General features: G+C 43.8%; 21 protein-coding genes. All 21 read right to left on the bottom strand.

Translation table 11 applies throughout. The annotated features are described in order from the left end of the window. Positions 1 to 37: 37 nt before the first annotated feature. The gene (pseI, locus tag HZC34_07800; GenBank protein MBI5701723.1) at positions 38 to 1,051 is read right to left on the bottom strand and encodes a pseudaminic acid synthase; all 1,014 of its coding nucleotides are present in this window, start codon (positions 1,049 to 1,051) and stop codon (positions 38 to 40) included. Further along, positions 1,048 to 2,229 carry an ATP-grasp domain-containing protein gene (locus HZC34_07795; protein ID MBI5701722.1) on the bottom strand — a complete coding sequence of 394 codons (1,182 nt, stop codon included), beginning with the start codon at positions 2,227 to 2,229 and terminating at the stop codon, positions 1,048 to 1,050. The genes pseI and HZC34_07795 overlap by 4 nt, the downstream gene beginning before the upstream one ends. After that, positions 2,229 to 4,559, bottom strand: coding sequence for a glycosyltransferase (locus HZC34_07790; protein MBI5701721.1), 2,331 nt, complete (start codon positions 4,557 to 4,559; stop codon positions 2,229 to 2,231). The genes HZC34_07795 and HZC34_07790 overlap by 1 nt, the downstream gene beginning before the upstream one ends. Then, positions 4,556 to 5,689, bottom strand: a complete 1,134-nt coding sequence (locus HZC34_07785) for a Gfo/Idh/MocA family oxidoreductase (protein ID MBI5701720.1) — start codon at positions 5,687 to 5,689, stop codon at positions 4,556 to 4,558. The genes HZC34_07790 and HZC34_07785 overlap by 4 nt, the downstream gene beginning before the upstream one ends. Position 5,690: 1 nt before the next feature. Then, a complete protein-coding gene (locus HZC34_07780; GenBank protein MBI5701719.1) occupies positions 5,691 to 6,677 on the bottom strand; it encodes a UDP-2,4-diacetamido-2,4,6-trideoxy-beta-L-altropyranose hydrolase in 987 nt (328 codons plus the stop codon). After that, positions 6,674 to 7,381 (bottom strand): pseudaminic acid cytidylyltransferase, encoded by a 708-nt coding sequence (pseF, locus tag HZC34_07775; protein ID MBI5701718.1) that lies wholly within the window; start codon positions 7,379 to 7,381, stop codon positions 6,674 to 6,676. Before pseF ends, HZC34_07780 begins: the two co-directional genes overlap by 4 nt. Continuing rightward, positions 7,378 to 9,606 carry a hypothetical protein gene (locus HZC34_07770; GenBank protein ID MBI5701717.1) on the bottom strand — a complete coding sequence of 743 codons (2,229 nt, stop codon included), beginning with the start codon at positions 9,604 to 9,606 and terminating at the stop codon, positions 7,378 to 7,380. The genes pseF and HZC34_07770 overlap by 4 nt, the downstream gene beginning before the upstream one ends. Positions 9,607 to 9,620: 14 nt before the next feature. Next, positions 9,621 to 10,376, bottom strand: coding sequence for a class I SAM-dependent methyltransferase (locus HZC34_07765; protein MBI5701716.1), 756 nt, complete (start codon positions 10,374 to 10,376; stop codon positions 9,621 to 9,623). Positions 10,377 to 10,408: 32 nt separating this feature from the next. Further along, positions 10,409 to 11,518 carry a DegT/DnrJ/EryC1/StrS family aminotransferase gene (locus HZC34_07760; protein ID MBI5701715.1) on the bottom strand — a complete coding sequence of 370 codons (1,110 nt, stop codon included), beginning with the start codon at positions 11,516 to 11,518 and terminating at the stop codon, positions 10,409 to 10,411. Then, the gene (locus HZC34_07755) at positions 11,519 to 12,481 is read right to left on the bottom strand and encodes a Gfo/Idh/MocA family oxidoreductase (GenBank protein ID MBI5701714.1); all 963 of its coding nucleotides are present in this window, start codon (positions 12,479 to 12,481) and stop codon (positions 11,519 to 11,521) included. It abuts the gene before it with no gap. Between the two features lie 10 nt (positions 12,482 to 12,491). Next, positions 12,492 to 13,913 carry a B12-binding domain-containing radical SAM protein gene (locus HZC34_07750; protein MBI5701713.1) on the bottom strand — a complete coding sequence of 474 codons (1,422 nt, stop codon included), beginning with the start codon at positions 13,911 to 13,913 and terminating at the stop codon, positions 12,492 to 12,494. Between the two features lie 13 nt (positions 13,914 to 13,926). After that, positions 13,927 to 15,354, bottom strand: a complete 1,428-nt coding sequence (locus HZC34_07745) for an NDP-hexose 2,3-dehydratase family protein (GenBank protein ID MBI5701712.1) — start codon at positions 15,352 to 15,354, stop codon at positions 13,927 to 13,929. A 3-nt stretch (positions 15,355 to 15,357) separates the two neighbouring features. Next, entirely contained in the window at positions 15,358 to 15,807 is a 450-nt protein-coding gene (locus HZC34_07740) for an FdtA/QdtA family cupin domain-containing protein (protein ID MBI5701711.1), read from the bottom strand. Beyond that, positions 15,776 to 16,747, bottom strand: coding sequence for a glycosyltransferase family 2 protein (locus HZC34_07735; protein ID MBI5701710.1), 972 nt, complete (start codon positions 16,745 to 16,747; stop codon positions 15,776 to 15,778). Before HZC34_07735 ends, HZC34_07740 begins: the two co-directional genes overlap by 32 nt. Before the next feature lie 12 nt (positions 16,748 to 16,759). Next, positions 16,760 to 17,908, bottom strand: coding sequence for a UDP-4-amino-4,6-dideoxy-N-acetyl-beta-L-altrosamine transaminase (pseC, locus tag HZC34_07730; GenBank protein MBI5701709.1), 1,149 nt, complete (start codon positions 17,906 to 17,908; stop codon positions 16,760 to 16,762). A 1-nt stretch (position 17,909) separates the two neighbouring features. Then, positions 17,910 to 18,884 (bottom strand): UDP-N-acetylglucosamine 4,6-dehydratase (inverting), encoded by a 975-nt coding sequence (gene pseB, locus HZC34_07725; GenBank protein ID MBI5701708.1) that lies wholly within the window; start codon positions 18,882 to 18,884, stop codon positions 17,910 to 17,912. Further along, complete coding sequence (locus tag HZC34_07720) at positions 18,877 to 19,848, bottom strand: GDP-mannose 4,6-dehydratase (protein ID MBI5701707.1); 972 nt, start codon at positions 19,846 to 19,848, stop codon at positions 18,877 to 18,879. The genes pseB and HZC34_07720 overlap by 8 nt, the downstream gene beginning before the upstream one ends. A 31-nt stretch (positions 19,849 to 19,879) precedes the next feature. After that, on the bottom strand, positions 19,880 to 20,101 hold the full coding sequence (locus HZC34_07715) for a helix-turn-helix domain-containing protein (GenBank protein MBI5701706.1): 222 nt from the start codon (positions 20,099 to 20,101) through the stop codon (positions 19,880 to 19,882). A 71-nt stretch (positions 20,102 to 20,172) separates the two neighbouring features. Further along, entirely contained in the window at positions 20,173 to 20,838 is a 666-nt protein-coding gene (locus HZC34_07710; GenBank protein MBI5701705.1) for a hypothetical protein, read from the bottom strand. A gap of 9 nt (positions 20,839 to 20,847) precedes the next feature. After that, on the bottom strand, positions 20,848 to 23,022 hold the full coding sequence (locus HZC34_07705; GenBank protein MBI5701704.1) for an SLBB domain-containing protein: 2,175 nt from the start codon (positions 23,020 to 23,022) through the stop codon (positions 20,848 to 20,850). Between the two features lie 103 nt (positions 23,023 to 23,125). Next, on the bottom strand, positions 23,126 to 23,479 hold the full coding sequence (locus HZC34_07700; protein ID MBI5701703.1) for an aspartyl protease family protein: 354 nt from the start codon (positions 23,477 to 23,479) through the stop codon (positions 23,126 to 23,128). Between the last annotated feature and the right edge of the window lies 1 nt (position 23,480).

The following is a 23,480-nucleotide window of genomic DNA, read 5'->3' as shown; positions in this document are numbered from 1 at the left end:
CATATTTTTAGAGAATCCAACAAACCAATATCCATTCTTAATTTACCATCGCCCAATCCAGCGGCGTTCCCTTGTTAATGTTTTTTTTAACTATTTTACCAAGTAAGCGATCATAATACTTTGGCGGCAAACCCAATCCAGGCCGTATGGCTTTTATGTTTTCCTTAGTGAACATTTCTCCAGCCTTAATATCGCAAGTTACATAAAGCGAGCGACGATATTTTAATGATATCTTTTCTCCGACAGTCGGACCATATTTCACGGCTCCTATAGCTTGCCAAGCATTTTTTGACTCTTCGACAAGCTGCCTCATTTCATGCGGCTCCATAGAAAAAGCGGCATCTACCCCTCCCTCGGCTCTTGATAATGTGAAATGCTTTTCTATTACTGTTGAGCCAAATGCAATACTTGCAATAGCTGCCCCAAGCCCAAGCGTGTGATCAGAAATTCCAATATCACACCTAAATTTTTTCCTCATATCAGGAATAGTTAATAAATTCGAATCAAGCGGGGAAGCTGGGTAACCGCTAGTACATTTCAAAAGAGTAATTTCCTTGGAACCAGCTGATTTGGCCGCCATGATTGCTTCGCGGATCTCTTGAACAGTCGCCATACCCGTAGACATGATTATCGGCTTACCCGTGCTTGCAACTTTACGGATCAAAGGTATATCGACAATTTCAAACGAAGATATCTTGTACATCGGCACATTCAATCCTTCAAGAAAATCAACTGCCGTTTCGTCAAAAGGCGTACTGAAACCTATTATCCCAAGTCTTTTACAAAGAGTAAATATAGGTTTATGCCATTCCCAAGGAGTATAGGCCTCTTGGTAAAGTTTATATAAGCTTTTCCCTTTCCAAAGATTTTTGGGCTCCTTGATAAAGAATTCGCCTTTATCTAAATCGAGAGTCATGGTATCCGCAGTGTAGGTTTGAATTTTTAAAGCGTGGACACCGGCTTTGGCCGCCACTCTTACGATATCGAGCGCCCGCTCAAGTGATTGGTTGTGATTTCCTGACATCTCAGCAATGATAAACGGTTTCTTCATCTCTTAACCTCCGCTTTCACCAGGGCGTGGATCCTGCTGGTCACTTCATCGCGCTCACGACGCGAAGCGAATTTCAGGAAAACAATGCCCACACGCTGTGTCATAAAATCGGTAATTTCATCATTAACCTTAAGAATGACCAATTGATCGATAATATTCTTTTTGATCGCGGTATCGAATGCCACCCCGGTAAACCGCCCGTTCCTATCGGCCATGATCACATGACGAGTAATGAAGTGCTTTGCTGGCCTATGCGTCAGGTCGTCAATGCAAAGCCCGGCGAACGCTTTGACAAGATAAAGAGGATAATCGATCTCTGCTGCGTGTTTGACGAAATTGACATACAAATCGCCGGGTATCCGTCGGCATATATCAATAATATACGGCCTGTCGCCTTTCAGAATGAATTGTAGGTGGAATATCCCGTTCTTTAATTTAAGCAAAGTGGAGATCTTTTCAATATTCGTGATAAGAGTTTTGACGGCTGACTCGGGGACATCGCCGGGAGAGCAGGCGCCAGCCACGGTGTATTTGTTCAAATAATAATATTCGTTGTCGGCAAAATGAAAAGCGACCCGCCCGTTCCTGATGATCGTTGAAAAGCCGTGATTGGTCCCTTCGATGTATTCTTCGACGACCACAATCTTTGACCTCGACCGCGCAAAAGCGCGTGCGACGGCTTCTCTGGCCTCAGATTTGTCCGCAACTTTGAGTATTCCCTTGCCGCCGCTCAAATCGGCCGCTTTGATCATTAATGGGAAAGTGAAGCTTTCGATCGCAGTATTGGCCTGATCGATATCGTTAAAACTTTCGGCCCGTGGAGCTGAAATACCGTTCTCTTTCGCAAACTTCAGGAACCGGTCCTTATGGTGCAAAAGGCCAGCGATATCATAGGGATCAAGGTGCTGCATGCCCATCTGTTCCGCCGCATACGAGCAGGAAAGCGCCGAGAGGCCGGCGGCGCCGGGACAGATCGCGTTGACTTTCAGCTCCCTGGCGGCCGAAAGGATAGCTTCTTTATCGGAATTGTCCGCCCGAAAATACTGATCAGAGTAAGCGTTGGCTAGACCGTTCCTGTCCAGCCCGCCGGTGATCACGTAATATCCAAGCGACTTCGCCGCCTGAACAGTCGGGATATCGGCATAGCCACCGCCGGCTACAAATATTCTTTTTTTCATCAGATGACCAGCCCTTTTATCAGCCGTGACTCAGAAATGCCTAGCCTGGAAAAATTATCCAGGATATTAGGCACATTTTGCACGGCAGCAATTAAAACCGGATGAGCGGAGTTGAGCAAGGTCTCAGGGGGCAAGACCGCGTGGCCGTGGAACTTTTTACCGAGCTTTTCAGCCGCATTATCAACCAGGTACTCGATCTTAACTTTCTTAAAAAAGGCCGATTTTTCGATCAGGAAACCGGCCTGAATTCCCGCCCCCCAAATGACGACGCTTCGATATTCATCGCTGTCTGCAAAAGCCCTTAACAAATCTAATTCTTTTGCTCTCGCCAAAAATTTGTCGTTGTGGGCGTTTAGTTTAGATGAAATCCTCTGCCAGAACAGATCGTCAAAAAATATGAACTTCACGCCAATATCCAGCAAATTCGTGTAGAGGGCTATCGCGGCGATCAGAGAGTCAAGGTCAACATGCTCTTCTTTAAAGTTCACACTTATTTGGAAATTGCACCTTTCCAGGGAATACTGCCGAATGCGGCTGGCAAAAGCCTCCAGCTCGCCAAAAGCGCGGTTATCTTCTGTTATGATGTATTTAATGATCATATTTTCCGGCCTGGACGTCGAATACCTTTTCAAATTTTCAAAGACCTGGTCAAAACCTTTATGTTTTCTGATTTTATAGAAAGTTTCCGCTCGGCCGGCGTCAATGCTAGTTATGGTCAAGATATTATTTCCCTCAAGCAACCGTGCGATCGTTTCGGAAAACACTGTCGCGTTGGTAAAGATCCTTGGCTTGATCTTCGGGAGCTGTGAAGCCATATAGGCGATCAGAGCGGGAAAATTCCCATCAAGCGTCGGTTCCCCGCCGCCCCACATCACCGTGCGGCACGTCTTAAAACTACCACGCTCAAATAGTTGCTGTAATAATGATTCGACCTTGTAGGCCGGCTGTTTCCCGCCATAAAAACGGTCACTGCAATAATTGCAGCGCATGTTGCATACTGTGTTGTATTCAATAGAAAGATACTCGATTCGGAGATCATTTATCGATCCCCATTTTTTAAACGTCAAGTAAGGGCAGCCGACACACTCGTCCGTCAAGCCAGTGTTAGTTCTGACATGCAAACCCCTTTTCTCCAGCAGGATATTTTCAGGGCTTGCATCTTCACAGCGTTGGCGGTCAAGCAGTACAACGTCGCCTTTCATTGCGTTGTTGACGAAAAATCTCTTACAGCAAGTCCTAATTTCATCCGGAGTCAAGAAGAGCGAGTTATAGAGATCATAACAGCCCCAGCTTTTATCATTTATTCCCTTTAGGTAGGCGCCGATCTCTTTTTGGACGCTGACTGGCTTTTCCCCCATCAATTCCAGAAAGAATTTCGCGATCATCATGTATTTAGGCTCAAAAGAACCTACCAGCTCGGCCAGCGCCGTGCCGCAATGCCTGGTCAGGCCGATAAACTCATCATAGAGCATAAAATAAAGCTTATCTTGTCGATCTGCCGGCCCGCCGCCCTGCCAGATATATCTCGCCTCAGTTGAGACAGCTCGCAAGGCGCCACGATAAAAATACCGACAGATCTCATCAGTAAATAGAGTATGTGCCAGCAGAAAATCATGGATTTCTTTAAGCGCGCGAAAAAAGCTTTTAATGTGCATCTCTGAGATCGAGTTGACGATCGAACCTTCTCGATTGTTTTTCAGGTATATTGGCTGGTTCAGCACCCCGCACTTAGACGAATGGCAATATGCCTTGAGCATAAAATCAATATCTTCATGCAAACCATCTCTAAACCTCAAGCCGGAGGTGGTCAACAGATCTTTTTTCATGGCGGCGTAAATGACAGAATTTTCCATGCTCAAAGAAATAAAGTTCTTGATCAACTCGCCTTTATCCCGAGACAGGACGTCCAGGTCCCAGCGTCCACCATATTTTTCATTGTTGATGGTAGATGCCGAATCATACGCCCAATCAAAACCGACAATATCAACAGCATCATTTGAGCGGATATATTCCGATATTTTTTTTAACCCTGCCGGGCTTAACGAGTCATCGGCATCAAGAAAGATCAGCCAGTCGCCTGTTGCGTTTTCGATCCCAACGTTTCTCGTCATCCCGAGGCCAAGATTTTTACCGTTCTTGACTAGTTTGACCCACTCTTTGTTCTTGTCCTGGAATTCCTTGAGTAGCCGGTGAGTGGCGTCAGTTGAGTAATCATCGATCAGGACGGCTTCCCTTTCATAATCGCCGATTTGCTGAGCCTCCAGGCTGGCCAAACAGCCCTCAATATATTTTCCCGTATTGTAAGCCGGTATAATAATTGAAAACTTCATTCGCTATCTCTCTCCACATTTACCCATGTTTTATTTTTGGCCGCCTTGTCGACTGATTGAAACATGCATAAACCTTCCAGCGCTTCATCGATACCGTAAACATATTCGGCATCATAAGATGATTTTCCCATATAGGCTGTGATACTATCCGCGATATCGCAGTAAAGATTGGCGAAGGCCTCGATAAAGCCGGCGGGATGACCCGCCTTAAACCTGCCGTAACGCGGCAACCCGCAGACGTTAACACCGAGACTGCCCCGATCGAGGACTTGCTCCTGTCCCCGGTTATCGCGCAGGAAAAGCCGCTCGGGGTCCATCTGATACCACTCGGCCGAACCCAGTTCACCGTAAACCCTTACCTTGAGCCCGTTCCGGCAGCCAAGCGCCGTTTTGCCATACCAGATATTACATATTAGGCCATTAGAATATTTTGCAATGCATATGACGTTATCAATTATCTGCCTAAAAGAGCCAAAACTGTCCTGCACCGCCGTCACCTCGAGCGGTCTCTCACCCGTCAGAAAATAGATGATAGAATGAAGATGAACACCTAAGTCTAATGAAATGGTCGGAATATCGCCGTCGCTTAGTCTCCATTCCTGCGGCACCACCGGCCGGCCGTCCTGTCCCAGGCGCGCAAACCCTTCCTGGGGCATCTCGATCTGGATCTGCTGGATCTTTCCCAAGCGATTCTGCTTAATAACCGACTTTAATTCCCTGAGCATTGGATAACCAGTATAGTTAAAAGTCACAGCCAGGTAACCCTGCAAATCATCAAGGGCCGTTTTTATTCTCCTGGCGTCGGCAACGGAAGAGGTCAATGCTTTTTCAGAAATAACTGGATAACCAGATTTAACCGCCGCCACGATAATATCGGCATGAAGCAACGTCGGGGTCAAAGCGACTAGCACATCAGATTTGTTCTTTTCCTCCGCCAATAGTTCTACCCAGGTCGCATACAATCTTTCCGGATGCCACTCTTTGGCTGTTTGCTCGTTTATACACTTATCAGGGCTGAAACATCCGGCTGTCAATTCAAATCTGCCGTCCATCTGCGAGGCTATCTTGTGAGTCATCCCGACTGCAGAATTCAGGCCGCCGCCGATAAAAGCCAGCTTTAATTTTCTCATATCAGCTCCTCTGTTTCAGTGTGAACCCAACCTTGGCCAGTCGCTTCGCACCTTGGCCGTCAATCAACAACTTCTGTTGCTTCACAAGCCCGCGCCTTTCTTTATAAGAAAGAAATTTTTCAAAAGACCGTCCTAACCTATGCCAGAAGCGGTTTTCATTTATCCAACCCGCGTAAGCGATCGCTCCTAGCCGATGGAAAAACCGCAATCCGGTCAACTGGTTTTCTGCCAGACAAATCGCTATGACCGGAACACCCACCCGTACCAGCTCATATAGCGTCTGACCGCCGGCGGAAATAGAGAAATCGCACTTTAGCATCAGCCCACGCATCTGCCACGCTGAAAGGCCCGTATAGAAATTAATATCCAGATCAAGATCGCCTTGATCATGAAAATCAGGCGCAACAACGTGGTATGTAAAAGACGGGAAATTGACTGACAGGTATTTTATTATCCGCCGTAAAAAGTCACCCTGAAAGCCCCCGCCTAAGATAATTAAAATATTCCTGGCATTTCTCTTAATCTTTTTAGCTGGCACGGACCAGAATGGTTTTCTCAAGATAACATAGTCCTTGCTTAATAAATAAGTTATCTTTTTGTTTTTTGGATATTTTAGCTGATGACCGTATATTGAAGGGTTGACCACAATCCCCGCCGGATATGCCAGCCTATTCAGATCATCAATCATAATGACCCGTCCGGCAACAGCGCCGGATATTTTGTTAAAAAGCGATCGGCTCGCTAAATAAGAGTCAATAATGACACAATCAGCGTCGGCCAACATCATGGCTAGCCGCTGTTTGGCTTTTAGCCAATTAAATAGTTGATATTTCATGCCATTCAACAAAAAAGAGACAGAATCATCGCCATTAATGACCAATTCAACATTGGCGCCTTTTTCTTCGCACGCCTGATAGAGGGCGGAGCATCTGGCTAGATGGCCGGCACCGATTGATTTACCGCCTTCGGTCAAGATCAAAACTTTCATCTTTGTCCCTTCTCCTGCATACGCATGTATTTGATCTCCGCCATCTCCCAATCTTCTTCGGTATCGATATCCTGGACTTCGGCAGCCAGGAGTTCAATCGCCTGCGCATTCGAGAACATTGGCCTCCCCTTGTTCAAAAAGGCCTTTGTCTTGAACCAACAGAACTGGCCGGCGTCGTGATAGGCGGGCGACAAATCCTGTGATCTTTTGAGGCCATTTTCCGGTGCGATCAGGCTCACCTGACCGTCAACAATTTTTAAGGCTCGCTGAATCGGATATAAATATCGGGTCACGGCCAGAACTGAATCGGCGTCCCCATTTTTAAGCAAGTCGAGGCCATCGATCAATTTTTGAGCCGAAATTAAAGGGGCGGTAGGATAGATACAGCAAAAGTATTCGAATGCTTGCCCCAGCGCCATGTACCGCTGGATCACTTCCTTAAGAACGTCGCTGGTCGCGGCATAATCGTCCGATGTGGCCGCTGATCTTATAAAAGGAATTCTGGCGCCATATTTTTTTGATATCTCGGCAATTTCCAGATCATCGGTAGAAACCATGACCTCGTCAAAACAACCTGCAACAAGCGCAGTCTCAATCGAATATTTTATAATCGGCGCCCCTAAAAAGGCCTTAATATTCTTGCGCGGAATCCTTTTACTCCCGCCTCTTGCTGTAATTATTGCTAAAGAATTATTCTTATTCATATTTTGACCGGCGCTCCGATTGATTTGTCGCAATCAATCTTTTTTATTCCGCCCTTTTCCGAGTCTAATATAATTAAACGAGAAAAGCCCAGCCGTTTCGCTTTTAGACAGAGTACTGCTTGCCATCTCTCGGCTTCGGTCTGCTGGCTATGCCTCTGGGTATAATATATATAGGAGTAATTGTCATAAGGGACGCGGTTCTCTTTTACAAAGGGAGGCAGACCGTCGAGCATCGCCATCTCTGTGAGTGCGGGGACAATAAAAGGTACGCTCTCTTTCTTTTTTAAGATGCCCCAAAATAACTTGTCCACCGACGGGACAAAGACCAAAGACTTCTTCTTTTCATTGAGAGGCAGGCCGCATAGTTCGTATAAAGAAACTTTCAAAGTATAATATTTATTTTTTTTAAATCCCGCAGCGATCGAATCTTTCGAATACAGTGGGTAAAGTAGTGCGAACAATTTCCGAGGGCTTCTGTTATTAATGCTCTGTCTAGCGATGCCGGAAAAAGTTAGGTTATTATTGCCCACGATCGCTAGCCTATTGTTAATATTGATCTCTAGCGCTGATCTTACCGTCGCGGCGTAATTAAAACAAAGACTGATGAAAAACGGCAAAGCTATCACAGCCCCTAAAATATAGATAAGTTTGACGTCCGGCAGAGAGAACTTTCTCCCCACCCCCTCCCCTATCGCCCCGCCAAACAAGCGAGGCAAATAAGCCAGCAAAAACAAGGCCGCCATAAGCCCCTGCAGGTCGGTCAGATACAGGCCGCTGCCGTCGGGTATATAAAACATCGCAGCGGGAATGAAACCAATGACGCTTAACGCCAGAACAATTTCGATGTCGATCATTTGCTTGGCTTTCACAGCACAAAAAAACTGCCCCAGCGTGCCAATCTTCATCTGGTGCAGCCTGAAAATGATTAATATCAATGGGAACAAGTAAAAAAAGACAGGATAGAACGGGAGCAGAACTAAGGGCATGGAGTAAATGCTATAGAACGGTTTCAAAGCGATCGCCCGGCCGGCGGAAACCATGCCAGTATGCATGCCGGAAGAGATATTATAAGCCAGGTATGTCGCTAGAAGCCCCAGACAACAGCTCGCATTATACAACGCTTTTTTGTACAAGCCAAGCCGGATAAAAAGATAAAGGCCTAGGGCAGTAACCAGAAACCCGGTGAAGAGCTTGGTTATGGCAATCAATCCCAAAAACAGCGGCACAACGACGATTAAGAACAAAACCTCGGAAAATTTATTCTTTTCTCTCTCCTGCCAAAAATGACCGCAGAGCATAAATAAGAGCAGGAAAAGTGTAAGCGAAAGCGAATAAGAATCACTGCCGTAGCGCCTGTACCAGACGATCGCGCTCATTTCTGAATAAAGGCGCATCGGGAAAATGCCGATTTGAAGAGCGATAAAAAAGATCCAAAACCAATAGTCTTTCGCGATCTCAAAGACATTTTTAGGCGACACGATATTCCTAAAATAGAGTGCCGTCAACATGAAAACATTGGTCATGAGCGGGAGAAAGATTACAGGAAAACCCAATTGATAAAAAGTTATCGCTCGCATCCTTAACAGGCCGGCAAACTGGGCGTACAGCCAGTGGCTGCCGAAATGAAAACCGACAAAGGGCAGACCGTCCAAACCGGTTGAAACCAGGCCGTATGTTTTGATCATGCCGACTATCGAAGCATGGAATAGTACATCGACATAACCCACGCCGGTAAATATCCTTTCAAGAAAAAGAGGGTCAAAGACGCCGGAACCCCAGATCAAACCGGCGATCCACAGGGCATAAAAGACCGCGAACAATGTCGTGATGACAAGATAAAAAAGCCTGGCTTGTTTCAGGAAATCGAAAAAACTAAAGATGAAAAATATAATTCCGGCCGGCACAAAGATCGGGGCAAGGCTTAACCCGCCGAACGAAACCCACAGGCCGGCGACGGCGACAATAAACAAGCCGACCAGTAAAACAAAGGCGTCGTTGCCGGCCCAGCCGCCGATCTCTTTAATCTTAAGGACCGACCTGGCGCGCCGCAAATTGGCCGGCAATAATAAAACGAACCAGCCGAGCGCCAGGATATTAAATACGGAGAGCAACGAGGTATCGCCGGAATTATCGAACCCGAGCCTGAGGACGCAATAAACAGTTGCCATTATTAACGCAATAATGGCGGATAAGAATGAAACAGTATTTTTTGCCTCAGAGTACATAATTTATTCTATTTTTATTTGTCTTTTTGCTGCCTTTCAGCTACACAAAAAAGAGAAAGACCAATCGGCAGATTAATTTTCCTTGCCAAAAATGCTTCTAAATATAAAACGCGAGTTAGGATGAAATTTAATATAGGAATGGGCATTACTAAATCAGATTCAATAATATTACCATTAATCATCCGTTTTTTTAGAATCCTGACTAAAGCTATTAGTGGAAATAGAAAACAATTAAGATAAGTGATTTTTTTGATAATAAGGCCGGATTTATTTATCTTTTCCTCCAATTCATTTTTTGAATATCTTCTTTTTACGCCTACAGCCATGTCATGAGTACTAAATAAAGATTGCCAAGCAACCACATTAATTAAGATCAAACCTCCAGGTTTACAAACTCGATAAAGCTCATCAAGTGCCTTCTTGTCATCCACATTAGATAATACATCAAAACATGTGATAACATCAAAATATTCATCAGGGAATTGCAATTTTTCTATTGAGCATTGAAAAACACTATTAAATCCACGTTTTTTACAAAAAACAATAGCATACTCTGAATAATCTATGCCCAGCGTTTCTCCATATTTTGATAAGCTTTCCATCACTTTCCCTGTTCCACAACCTGCATCTAAGATTTTTAGATTTTGGCCTCTCTCCCCCCTATTAAAAAGATATTTTTTAAGTATATCAAAAAATATTCTATGCATACCAACGTACCACCAATGATTGTCCTCAACGTTATACATTGTTTCATATTCTTTTTCTAACATAATTCAACCTCCCAGCCAATAATCAATTCGGATCAAATAATGTCTCGCAATATTTCTATCAAGGCCGACACGACCGAGCCAAGTTCATTGTCGGTCAGCGCAGGATACATAGGCAAGGAAAATACCTCTTTACAAACCGCTTCGGTTTGCGGGAGATCCCCGCTCTTGTAACCCAGGAATTCATAGCCGGTCATCGTATGGATCGGCCAGGGATAACTGATGTTGACAACAATATCCCTCTGCTTCAGTCCCGCAATTATCTGATCCCGCTTGGCGTGACGACAGACATAAAGGTAATAAGCGTGGAAATTATCGTCCGCGGTGGTCGGCAGGACAAGACCCGAATTCTTCAATAGCTCATCGTATTTTTTTGCCAGTTCCCTGCGGCGAGCGATATAGCCATCCAAATGCTTTAATTTAGACAGAAGAATGGCAGCATGCAATTCGTCAAGCCTGGAGTTATAGCCATGTTCCTTGGAATAATAAGCCGTTTCCATCCCATAGAATCTCAATCTTTTTAATCTTTCATAATACTCCTGATTGTCAGTAATGACCATCCCCCCGTCGCCAAAACCACCTAGAATCTTGGTGGGATAAAACGAGAAGGCCGCCAAATCAGAGAGGGAACCAGCTTTTTTACTCTTAAACATCGCACCGTGCGATTGCGCGCAATCTTCGATCACTTTTAAGCCGTGTGCCTGTGCAACTTTTTGTACCGCGGCCATATTAACGCACTGCCCGAACAAATGGACCGGCATAATACATTTCGTCCTGGGCGTGACGGCGTCCTCAAGCTGTGCCGTGTCCATCAGATAAGTCGCAGGATCGATATCAACAAAAACCGGACGAGCACCGGACGAAACGATGGCCGAAACGGTCGGCACGGCGGTATTGGCGACCGTGATCACCTCATCCCCCTGCGCAACGCCAATCGCCTTTAAAGCAAGAAACAGGGCGTCCGTGCCACTGTTGACACCAACACCAAATCTTACATCGCAATATTTTGAAAACTCCGACTCAAAATCCTGGACATTCTGGCCCAGGATCAGCCGGCCGGATGAAAAAACCTTTTCCACAGCCGCCATGATTTCCGTCTTCTCGCTGTCGTATTCTGCCAAGTAATCCCAAACTTTTATGGTCATTTAAGCTGCCCCATTTGCCGCTAGGCGCAATTGCTGCAAGACATAGGCGTCGGACAACAAATTGTCGATGTGATACTGATAATCGCCGCTACGAATGCCCGCCAGCACATTATCTAAATAAAGGGCGAAACAATCGCCCGCCGTCGCTTTTACCTCTTTTGGCTGGTTAGCCTGTTTGATCTTGAGGATATTTTCTTGATCATGAGGAATCGTAAAAACACGCTCAAATTCCAGGGAGACGCCCTCGCTCAAAATATTGACGTAATTCCTGTATTCGGCATCAAAACCAAAATGGCCGACCATCGCCCGCCCGCCAGGATAAGTCGCGAGCAGGCTGAAAGCTGTCTCAACATTGTTTTTGCCGCCGAAAGAGAGCAGTCGACAAAATACCTCGTCCGGCTTTACCTCAAAGAATACCCGCCCAATGCTGACGGCGTACGGGCCAAGATCAAGCAGCGCGCCGCCGCCCAAATCCTTGTCATAGCGGAAATCATTCGCGTCGATTGGCGGAAAAGTAAAGATTACCGTCAAACGTTTCGGCTGCCGGTCGGCGTCGAGAAAAATATTTTTTGCCTGTATTATTTGCGGATGAAAGGCATAAGCGGTTGCCTCGGCCAGGCAGAGCCGTTTTTCGCGTGCAAGGATTGCCAGCATTTTCGCATCACGATAATCAGTCATGGCTGGTTTATCGACGATCACGTGGAAACCTCGTTTGAGAGCTTTTTCGATAAGTCGGGAGTGGTCGCCGTTGAAAGTTGAGACATAAACCACGTTAGCTTTACTTGCAGATAGAGCAGCATCATAATCATTATAAACCGCGCCAGCGATCTTTTCTGGCAAGACCACACGATTGGCCGACGAGACGGAGGCCACCTCGACCTGCTTCACATTGTCGATTTGCGCTAACGCCGGAATGACCCTCTTCCGCGCGATCCTCGAATAGCCTAAGATCAAAATTATCATTTTATTGAATTCAAACCTTCCCCGTTAAATACCATTTAATATACGAAAATCCTGCATTAGCCCAATATTGAACATCTTTTATGGTTCTTATGCCTAATAACTGGCGAATGATATATTTTGGATTTAGATAAAATGATTTTGTTAACTCCTTCTGGAGGCCAACCAACTCTGTTGCAGTAAAATTTTCTGTCCGCCATTTTGGCACCTTGCCAAACATAACAAAATCTTCCCACTCCTCAACTTTTAACAGGCCTTTCGCCTGCATTGAATCATAAAGAGGCGTGCCAGGATAAGGTACGATCACGGTGACTGAAACAAAAGTCCAGGACAAAGAATTGATCAATTTTTTGGTCTGGGCGACGTCTTCCAGCGTTTCTGAAGGGTCGCTGCCGATAATAAAATTACCTTCGATATGTTTGATGCCAACCTTTTTAGCCAGTGATACAGCATTTTTGACCTGTTCAACCGTAATCTTTTTCCCGATGAGATCAATGATCCTCTGGCTGCCCGACTCTACGCCAAAGGCAACTTTTTGGCAACCGCTGTCTTTCATGGCAGTAAGCAATTCTTCGCTAACTGTGTTGACCCTCGTATCACAATTCCAGGACTTGATCCCAGAGCGTTTTAAAATATCGCAAATTTTCAACGCGTGCTCCTTGATCAGCGTAAACGTATCATCGGCAATGACGATATGATTACACCCGTACTTCTCGACACATTCTTTGATCTCACGTTCGATATAAACAGGGCTTCGAAACCTGACCATGCGGCCAAAAGTCGCCTGGATAGCGCAAAAAGTGCACCCGACAGGACATCCACGCGATGTGAATATTTCGGCTGATCTTATTTTGTTTGTGAAACCTCTTGATGAATGTCCAACTTGTTGTCCAAAATCGATCAAATCACGTGCCGGAAAAGGCAGAATATCCAAATCCTTGATTAATGCACGGGGAGAATTTTTGACGATCACGCCTCTGTCATCGCGATAGACGATGCCAGTTACTTCTGCAACGCTCTTTTTGTCCTGAAAACACAAGCATAATTCATGAAATGTGATCTCCCCCTCCCCATAAACAAGATAATCGAAAGAATCAAATTCATCAAGTGTCCTTACAGGAAGGCCATTTGCATGCACTCCGCCTACAACGGTTTTTATATTAATATCATGTTGTTTCGCTAGCTCACAGATTGCAGCCCCATTCTTTATTGTAGGGGTCATACATGAAACGCCGATCACTCCAGGCTTGAACTCACTCAAAATGTTCAAGAAGGCCTCGCTAGAAAAAGCCTGTATTTCATAATCGATAATCTTGACATTAAAGCCTTTCTGCAACAGATAAGCCGCAATATAAGCAAGGTTGATTGGTTTTGTATGGCTTAACAAGGTCGCATTTTGTAACGAATCCGGCGGCCGAACAAGCAATATATTCATCTCTGCTCCCTTATCACAAGCATTTCAATTTTACGCATGACAACAAACTTCGTGTCTCGATTGCGACGTAATTGCTGTATTGCTCAAACTCAAGCAATTGACCCAGGGTCATCCAAATATAATTTTCTGGGAGATCAAAGTCTGCCCCTTCAGCCGCCTCAACAATCATATACCTGTTCTGCGCATGGTAAAAACGACCGCCTTCTTCGGACAAAATAGCCGAAAATCGAACCCGCTCCAGCGGCGGATCCATAAATATTTCTGCAAAAAGCTGAGTGCCATCCATATTTGCTTTGAGGTTTGAGATCGAAAGGGTCGGGACCATTTCAATAATGTCAATATATCCGGCTTCGACTTTGGCCTGAACCAGAAAATGCAAGACACCGTTTATTTTTTTACAGACAAATCCCACAATGCCAATGCCGTTTTGTTTTATGAGCGGCTGCGTCCATTTATTCACTTCCCGGTTTCCTGCGCTGACCGAAACCGCCATAACGGAAAAGAGCCCCCCCGACTCATGGAATATTTCCGATTCGGAGCGCCGCCATTTTCTGATGCTTAATAATGGTTTGCTTTCGACCTGGCAAAAATATTGCGTTTTTAAGCCGGTAAACCAACTCAAGATTTCGGTGTGGCTGTGCAATGGGCCGTCTTCCACTAGAGAGCGAAGAATGTCAAGAGAAAACTCAGACACCTGTAAAGCATTGAAGTGGATATCCCTGACAGGCAACCCGTCGAACAACCGGATTGTGGACAAAACCGATCTGGCATCCATGTTGACCAGATTATCAATCGCTAATAATTGCTTGATCTGCCCCAGTGTCAACCAGCAAAAATCATCGGGGATATCCAGTTCCTGCTCAACCTCGACAACCATGTTCCTGTTCCTTTTACGCAAAAATCTCGCCCCCTGCTCTGATTGCAGTTGATCGATCAGGACTTTTGATTTAGTCCGGTCCAAAAAGTAATTGAGGAACAGAGGCTTTTTTCCCTCGTGGACTTGCATATAATTGCTTTTTGTGGCCTGGACAGTCGGTGATAATTGGATAGTATTGATATTGCCGGGCTCCATTTTGGCCTGCATAAGAAAGTAGCGGATGCTATTGATCTTCTTTGTTATGATCCCCAGTATTCCGATCTCCGGCTGGTTGATGATCGGCTGTTCCCATTCCGCGGTGCGACCGAAATTAGTTTTGACGCTCAAGCCTTCGATCTTAAAGAATTTCCCACTTTTGTGGATAAGGCTGCCGAGGGATTCCTCAAAATACCAATTATCGAGTTCATTGAATGGTATCTGCCTAACTTCAAAATCGCTCGCCTTATACCGCGCTTCAAGCCACCGTTCAAAGTCGCCGAGGCCGAGCAGTTCGCTGCCCGTCAACAGTGCTGACTGCAAAAAACTCCCATCGATATTATTAATATCAAGATATGGCTTTGGCATATATTATTGTTTTTTTTCACAGCCAAGATATTTTAGATAATCATCCCAGCTCCGGATCGATCTTTTGATGTCATAATGCGAACTTGCTAAAACGAGACAAACTGCGTTGGGCGAAATATCACTGATATTAATAAAGATCTGACGCGGAATATAGAGTCCAATTTTAGCATCGTCCAGAACGAATGTTCTTTTATCAACACCATCAGAAAGAGACAATTTGAACGACCCGGCCACTGCGATCACGATCTGGTCCGTATCCATATGCGCATGACCGCCTCTTTCGGAAACGATGTGATGCATATAAAAGACTCGGTTGATCATGAACGGAGCGTCAATTTCACTTTCAATCGACGTCAGCACACCTCGTACATCGGTTGCCGAAGGCAATTTGAGCCAGTTGATTTTATCTAATAAAGCCACGTCAGCCTCCAAAATCAGAAGTTGGAATATCATGGAATCCTTTCATCTCCCTGACGATAAACTGGGGCGTACGATTTAGCGACATGAACAATCGGCCGATATATTCACCAATCACACCCACGGTCAAGAGCTGGATTCCGGAAAACATCAAAATAGCAATAATCAATGTAGCAAACCCGATAGATGAATCGGGATGGACTATTTTCTCAACGGCGTAATACAAGGCTGAGACAAAACCGATGATAGAGAATAACAAGCCGACTAATGTTGCAATCCTTAAGGGAAGGATGGAAAAATTTGTGAACATATTCAACCACAGGGCGACCAATTTACCTATGGTATAGTTTGAATGGCCATAAGCCCGTTCTTTGTGGTCAACTAAAACGGTTCCGATATTATGCGTGCTCCTAAAGATAAGCCCATCGATGTAAGGAAATGGCCCTGCATATTTCACGACTTCATTAACAAGCGCACGACTGATGATCTTAAAACTGCAAAGATATAAGCCTTTCGGTTTTCTTAACAGGATTGTGGCTATCTTGTCATTAAAAGCACTACCCAGATTTCTTAATAAGCTCTGTCTCATAGTCTCGTAATAGGCAAAAACAACATCATAGCCCTCGTGCATTTTATTGATCAATCTGCCAATTTCTTCAGGCGGGTTTTGCCCATCATCATCCATAACAATAACATATTCTCCTCGGGAATAATTTAGCCCTGCGATGACTGCATTGTGCTCGCCAAAGTTCCGCATCAAGTTTATTATTTTTATTTTCCGGCTATTAAACACGAGCTTTTGCATGGCCTGCCACGAGCCATCCCGGCTGCCATCATTGACAAGGATGATTTCGAATCTTTTTTGCACCCCCTCGAAAAGGTCAATGATCCTGCGACAAACATTTTCTATGGTCTTTTCACTATTATAGACAGGAATGACTACAGAATATAACAGATCACGCGACGCCAATTCCATGCTTCTCATGCTTCACCTCATATTTACCGAGCTCAAAACCGCACAAAATATCTTGATGACATAGTCCTGGTCACTATCAGTTAGTTTTGGATACATCGGCAGAGAGATGCACTGCCAATAATATTCTTCAGCCAGACGGCAAAGCCCTTGCCGATAACCAAGCTTTTGATAATACGGCTGCAGGTAAACCGGGATGTAATGAACATTGCCCCCTATCCCTTCGCTCCGCAAATCTTCAAAAACTTTCCGACGATTGTTCTTAATTTGTATCGGATAAAGATGCCAAGACGATTTGACCTGCTCCTTTTCCACCGGCAACCCAATTCCATCTATATCTCTAAAGGCCTGATTATATTTGCCCGCGATCTCTCTTCGGCGGGCAACAAATCCTTCCAGTTTATCCATCTGTCTTATTCCCAATGCGCACTGAAAATCTGTGAGCCGATAGTTATATCCAAGATATTGCATCTCATAATACCAATCGCCTTCATTATTATTTTTCATTATTTTAGGATCTCTTGTAATTCCATGCGTCCTGAACATTAACAGCTTTCTATAATATTCTTCATTATTTGTTAATATCATCCCGCCTTCGCCAGTAGTAATAATCTTTGTGGCATGAAAACAGAAGATGGCCATATCAGAATATTTACAAGAACCGATTCTTGCGCCCTTATATTCTGCGCCCAAAGCATGCGCCGCATCCTCTATCACAATCAATTTTTTCTTTTTGGCGACATCGGCAATCTCTTCAAGGTCACAAGGATGGCCGGCAAAGTGAACCGGGATGACCGCTTTCGTTTTAGAGCCGACCTTTTTCTCGATCTCTTTCGGATCAATATTAATGGTGTCGGCCTGGATATCCGCAAACACCGGCTTCCCGCCACAATACAAAATGCAATTGGCTGAAGCAACGAATGTGATCGGCGAAGTTATTACTTCATCGCCAGGTTTTATGCCGGCGGCAAAACAGGCGGCATGTAACGCCGCAGTGCCCGAATTGACAACAACTGCGTATTTTGCGCCACAATAATCCGCTACTTTTTTCTCGAACTCGGCAATTCTGGGCCCCTGGGTTAAATATCCCGAGCGCAGAACTTCAATGACCTCTTTTACATCTTCTTCATCTATCCATTGCGTCGCATAAGGAATTTGAACCAATTTATTGCTCCTTCAACATTTCCTGTAACTGCGGAACAGTTAGCCATTGTTTATTTGTATCACTACTATAACAGAAATCTTCAGCGACCGGTTTCCCATCTGCGTGGTTTTCATTGCTCCACCAGTGAAATGCCGGTTTAATAACGTAACAATCATCTAGCTCCTTGGTGTTTTTTGCATCATCTGATGAGATCATAATCTCATGCAATTTTTCTCCCGGCCTTATTCCCACAATCGTGGTTTTGGCTGACGGGGCAATCGCTTTTGCCAAATCTATCACCTTCATGCTTGAGATTTTTGGTACAAATATTTCTCCGCCGCGCATACGTTCAAAACTTCTCATCACAAATCGTGTTCCTTGCTCAAGCGTGATCCAAAACCGGGTCATGCGCTGATCGGTAATCGGCAACACTCCCTCTCTGGCTTTAGCCTTAAAGAAAGGAACCACGCTTCCACGGCTTCCAAAAACATTGCCGTAACGGACAACCGAAAACCTTGTCCCAGCATCGCCAGAATAAGAATTCGCTGCCACAAAAAGCTTATCCGAACACAATTTCGTAGCGCCATAGAGATTTATCGGATTACATGCCTTGTCAGTGCTCAGAACAACGACCGATCTCACCTTGTTGCTAATTGCCGCATCGATAATATTCATCGCGCCGATAACGTTTGTTTTTATTGCTTCGGATGGGTTATATTCCATAGCCGGAACCTGCTTCAGCGCCGCCGCATGAACAACATAATCAACTCCTTGAAATGCTCTGTTCAGCCTTTCTTTGTCTCTGACATCGCCGATAAAAAACCGCAGAACGCCTTCATGCTCCACAAATTGATGCGCCATTTCATATTGTTTAAGCTCATCCCGGCTAAAGACGATGATTTTTCTTGGTTTAAATTCCTTAAGAACAATCTCCACGAATTTTTTCCCAAAAGAGCCTGTTCCTCCCGTAATAAGAATCATTTTGTCATTAAACATGATTACGCTCCCTTATTCCATAATAATCTTTATACCAGTTAATAAAGTTCGTTATACCCGCCGCAATATCAGTTCTGGGGCAATATCCTAATTTTTTACGCGCAGTATCAATGTCTGCCCATGTTTCCAACACATCTCCCGGCTGAATAGGAAGTAAGTTCTTTTTGGCTTTTTTATTCAGGTTTTTCTCTATACAATCGATAAAATCCATCAATTCTTCGGTACGGTCATTCCCCAAATTAAATATCTCATATTTCGCTTCATATCCCAAGCTGGCTTTTACCCCCGCTACCACATCGTCAACATATGTGAAATTCCTCTTCATTCTTCCATTATTAAAAACATTTATCGGCTTATTATTTAAAATCGCACCAGTGAAGAGAAAATAAGACATATCCGGCCTGCCCCATGGCCCATAAACTGTAAAGAAACGCAGCCCAATGGTATTAATGCCGTATAGATGGCTATATGCGTACGCAACAAGTTCATTGGAACGTTTTGTGGCAGCATAGAGAGAGAGAGGCCGGTCCACTCGATCAACGACAGAAAATGGTATTTTTTTATTTGCGCCATAAACTGATGACGAGGAAGCGTAAATAAATTGGTTGACTTTATATTGCCTTGCACATTCGATGATATTTAGAAAACCTTCATTATTGGTTTTTTGGTAAATAAAGGGATTTTCTATGGAATATCTAACCCCGGGCTGAGCCGCCAAATGGCAAACTTTATCAAAACTATTAGCCTTAAAAATATTTTTGAGCCCTTCATAACCACAAATATCTAACTCATAAAAATTATAGTTTTGATATTTTTTCAAAAGATTATTCCTGGATGTTTTTAAGCTGACATCATAATAGCTATTGAGATTGTCCACGCCAAAAACAATATGGCCATCCTTCAGGAGTTCCATGGCTACATGAAACCCAATAAATCCAGCAGACCCTGTAATTAGAATTTTCATAACATATTATCTCGTTTAAAAAAATAAATGATCATATCTTAGAAATTATGTTTTTATATGTTTTTTTAACTTCTTCAGGCAATTCAGGATTCAATAATTGCAAAATATGCTTTCCAAGGACTCGGTATTGTCCTCCAATTTTACCTGCACGAAGTATCCCTTTTCGGACCAGCCTGCGAAAAGTGGAATCTGAAACTTTTAGAATTGATATGACTTCCTGTGGAGTATAGATTTCTTTTTCATCAACAAGCATATATTAATTATATGCCATATTCAAATCTTGTCAAGAGTACAACTATTCTTGTCAGAATTAGTAAGCGGCGGCTACTTTTTAATGTTTAACCAATATTCCAATGAAAATGTTAAGAAAAGACCAATAAACAATCCAAATATCCCGCCAATAAATGCACTAAGATTTGATTTTTTATTAAAAGGCGCCTTTGGTGGTTGTGCTTCATCTAAGATCTGTAGGTTTACCCCAATGGATTTTTGATTCAAAAATCTTATTAGCTCTATTGCATAAGTATTGGCAATATTGGCTGCAGTTTCAGCATTATTCCACACAACTTCAATATGTGTTTGGCTTCCTTCCGAAATTCCACCACTAACCGCAGAAGCGGCTTCATCAAGGGTAGGCTCTCTATCAAGCCACCTATTATTTTGTGCATCCCACAATTCTTTAAATACAATTTTTTTCAAACCTTCATGTTGTGCAACCATGCGAGATAAGGTGCGGCTTTTTAATATAGTGTCGATATTCGCCCCTTCACCCTGTCCCCCGCCGCCTAAACCAAGTGATGAAAAAGCTTGTGACAGATTCCCAATATTCGAACCTAAAGAAAGGAATGTCACTTCAGCCTTATAAAGTTTTGGAGCAGATAATGTTTGAAAAAACATGGTTGCCGCGCCAGCTACTATAAAAATGAGGATCACCCATTTCCTCTTATTTACAACCCTTAAATAATCAACAATATTAATCTCGTCTTCCATAAATCCCTTCTACTGCAATATTTTCTTAAGTACAATTGCCGACACAACGGCCTCGTAAGCCCAATGGGTAAAGTCCTGGAACACAGACCAAATGCTTCTTGTATCAATCTTTTCTGGAATAATAATTGTATCGCCGGGGAAAAGCTTTGATGAATAAATATTAACCCCCTGCCGATTGCTAATAACAGACCCGTTAGCCCTTATTACATATGCATCCCCTTCGTTCGCGGTATTAGTCGCCCCCCCTGCCATGTCGACATAACCCCTGCCGTTCTTTTTATGGTCGAAAGCTACGGCGGTTTGGTGATAAACCTGGCCAAGGACGATTACGCTTTTTGGAGTTTTTGGAATATACAGCACATCCCCATCCTCGATCTCAATATCATTCGGGCTGTTTTTTAATTTTTCTATTGAATCCAAGTTGATGATAACTCTTCCTTTCATAGAGGCTGATTTCATGAAATCAACAATTTGCCTGGTCTGCGCAAAGGACATTTGGCGGGTCGCGATATCCTCTTTTACCACAAAACTTGAAGAAAGCTCCCTTTGCTTGCGCAAAAGGTCCAATTCCAAATTACCGACCATTTTGGAATAGTTTTCCGATTCGATATCAATGGCATTTTTTCTTGTTAAAATTGCCCCGTATAAAAATGCGGAATCATTATAGCCGCCTGCGCGCTCAAGAACAGAGCTTATCCTCTCCCCATCCCTTACAACATATTCACCAGGTCGCTTAATCTCGCCCTGTACTGTGATTTTCTCCGCATTCTTTTTTGAAGCGAAAATGCTTATTACATCCCCTGGCTGCAAATAAATATTTGAGGAATCATCTTTTTCTTTGAATAATTTATCATAATCAACATCGTAAATATCTATTTTAAAAGAATGGCTGCTTATTATGCGGGTTACCTCAATTTTGGGAAAATAATAATATGAAACAAGAGCGTCTTCATTTAGAATATCCAGCAGCCTAATCCCTTCTTTGTACGCGTAACTCCCGGGATATTTCACGGCGCCTTTGACGTATATTTTATTGTTCACTTGCGCATAGATCGGGAATATTTTCACCAGGTCCATATTTTGGACTGGGATCCCCAAATTCCCTGCTGCATCAGCAATTGATATCTCTTTGTCGATAACTATCTTTTTTTGATGGGCAACAATCCGTTCGATCTGAATGCGGTTCAAATAACTCGAAGGGTTGACTTCCCCTGCCAAAGACAAAATATCAGAAAGATCCACCGTTCCTTTTACCTCATATATTGCAGGACGCTTTACATTACCGGCAACTGCCACAACGCCGCCTATCAACGGGACAAAAACAGTATCGCCCGCTCTTAATGCAACGTCTTGGCTATTGTCGCCTTTTAAGAGAAACTTATAAAGATCTAAACGCGCAACAACCTTTCCATTGCGCAATATCCTCACATCGCGCAAAGAACCTTGTTTTGTCGGCCCTCCTGCGTAAAATAATGCATTAAATGCGGAGGAAAGAGAACTTATAGGATAGCTTCCCGGTTGTTTCACTTCGCCAACGACATAAACCTGTATAGTTTTAATTGTATCGAAGGTTATCCCAAGATTTATCCCCTGATAAAACCTATTAAGCTGGGATTCAAGAAAAGGCTTTAGCTGCGAATAACTTAAACCTGCGACAGAAACCAAGCCAACTTTAGGTAGAGTTATTTCTCCATTTGGATTGACAGTAACTTTGAAAGTTCCCTCGCTAACCCCCCACATTGTCACATCAAAACTGTCTCCAGGCCCTATAGAATAATTATCGCCGACCGGAGTATTTTTTTGGGGAGAGATAAAATTCGAAGCGGATTTGTTAAAAATATCATACCCAAACTGTTTTATTTCAGAAAAACCCTCAAGAGAAACAGATTCAGAGAACATTGCTTCCAAGCCAGAAATCTTTCCCTTTATCTCAAGTGTTGGATTATAATTCTCATCATAATATTTTTTTGGGGCATTACCTTTTTGGGCATTAACAGCTCTATTTTCAGAAGTATATTTTTCTGTTGCGACATTAACATTATCTTGTGCTGGATTCTGGGTGTTTATATAATCTTGAGCGGCTTGCCTTGCCGCGGGATTCGATAACACATCTGATATTTGGACTTCAGCAAAACAAGGGCAGGAAAAGATCAATAAAAGAAATACCGAACAATACTTCAACATAGCCTTATTCTTAAACAATATTATTCCCTCGCTTTCTTAATTTAGTAATTATACCATGGGCAAAGCTAGCCTACAAATGGTTGATCAAGCAGACATTGGTTTATTATGCTAACAGCATGTGCATTGGCTGCAGTGTCCGCTTAAACGGGTCAAGCACCAGGCCTAAGACCTCAAGCGTCACGGCTCCTAATAGAGCCTCGTCGCCATTCTCGCCCAAAATTACCGGCGCATGTCCTTCCCCTTGAGGCAATTCAAAATAACATTCCGAAACCTTTCGCATTATCTTACTGCCGTCAGCCAGCGAAAAAGTTACCTCGCGTTTCGGCGTTAAATTGATCTCCTGCCAATCCACTTTGGGAAGCAATGAATAGGTAGCGCCGCTGTCAACCAAAAAACGCACATTTTTTTCGATTCCGTCGGGACCTTTAACTTTTCCTTCGATAAACGTAATTCCCATT

This window comes from Candidatus Saganbacteria bacterium, from assembly GCA_016223245.1.
Lineage (GTDB): Bacteria > Margulisbacteria > WOR-1 > XYC2-FULL-46-14 > XYC2-FULL-37-10 > JACRPL01.
Note: the sequence above shows the minus strand (reverse complement) of the source record. Positions and strands in the feature narration are given on the sequence as shown.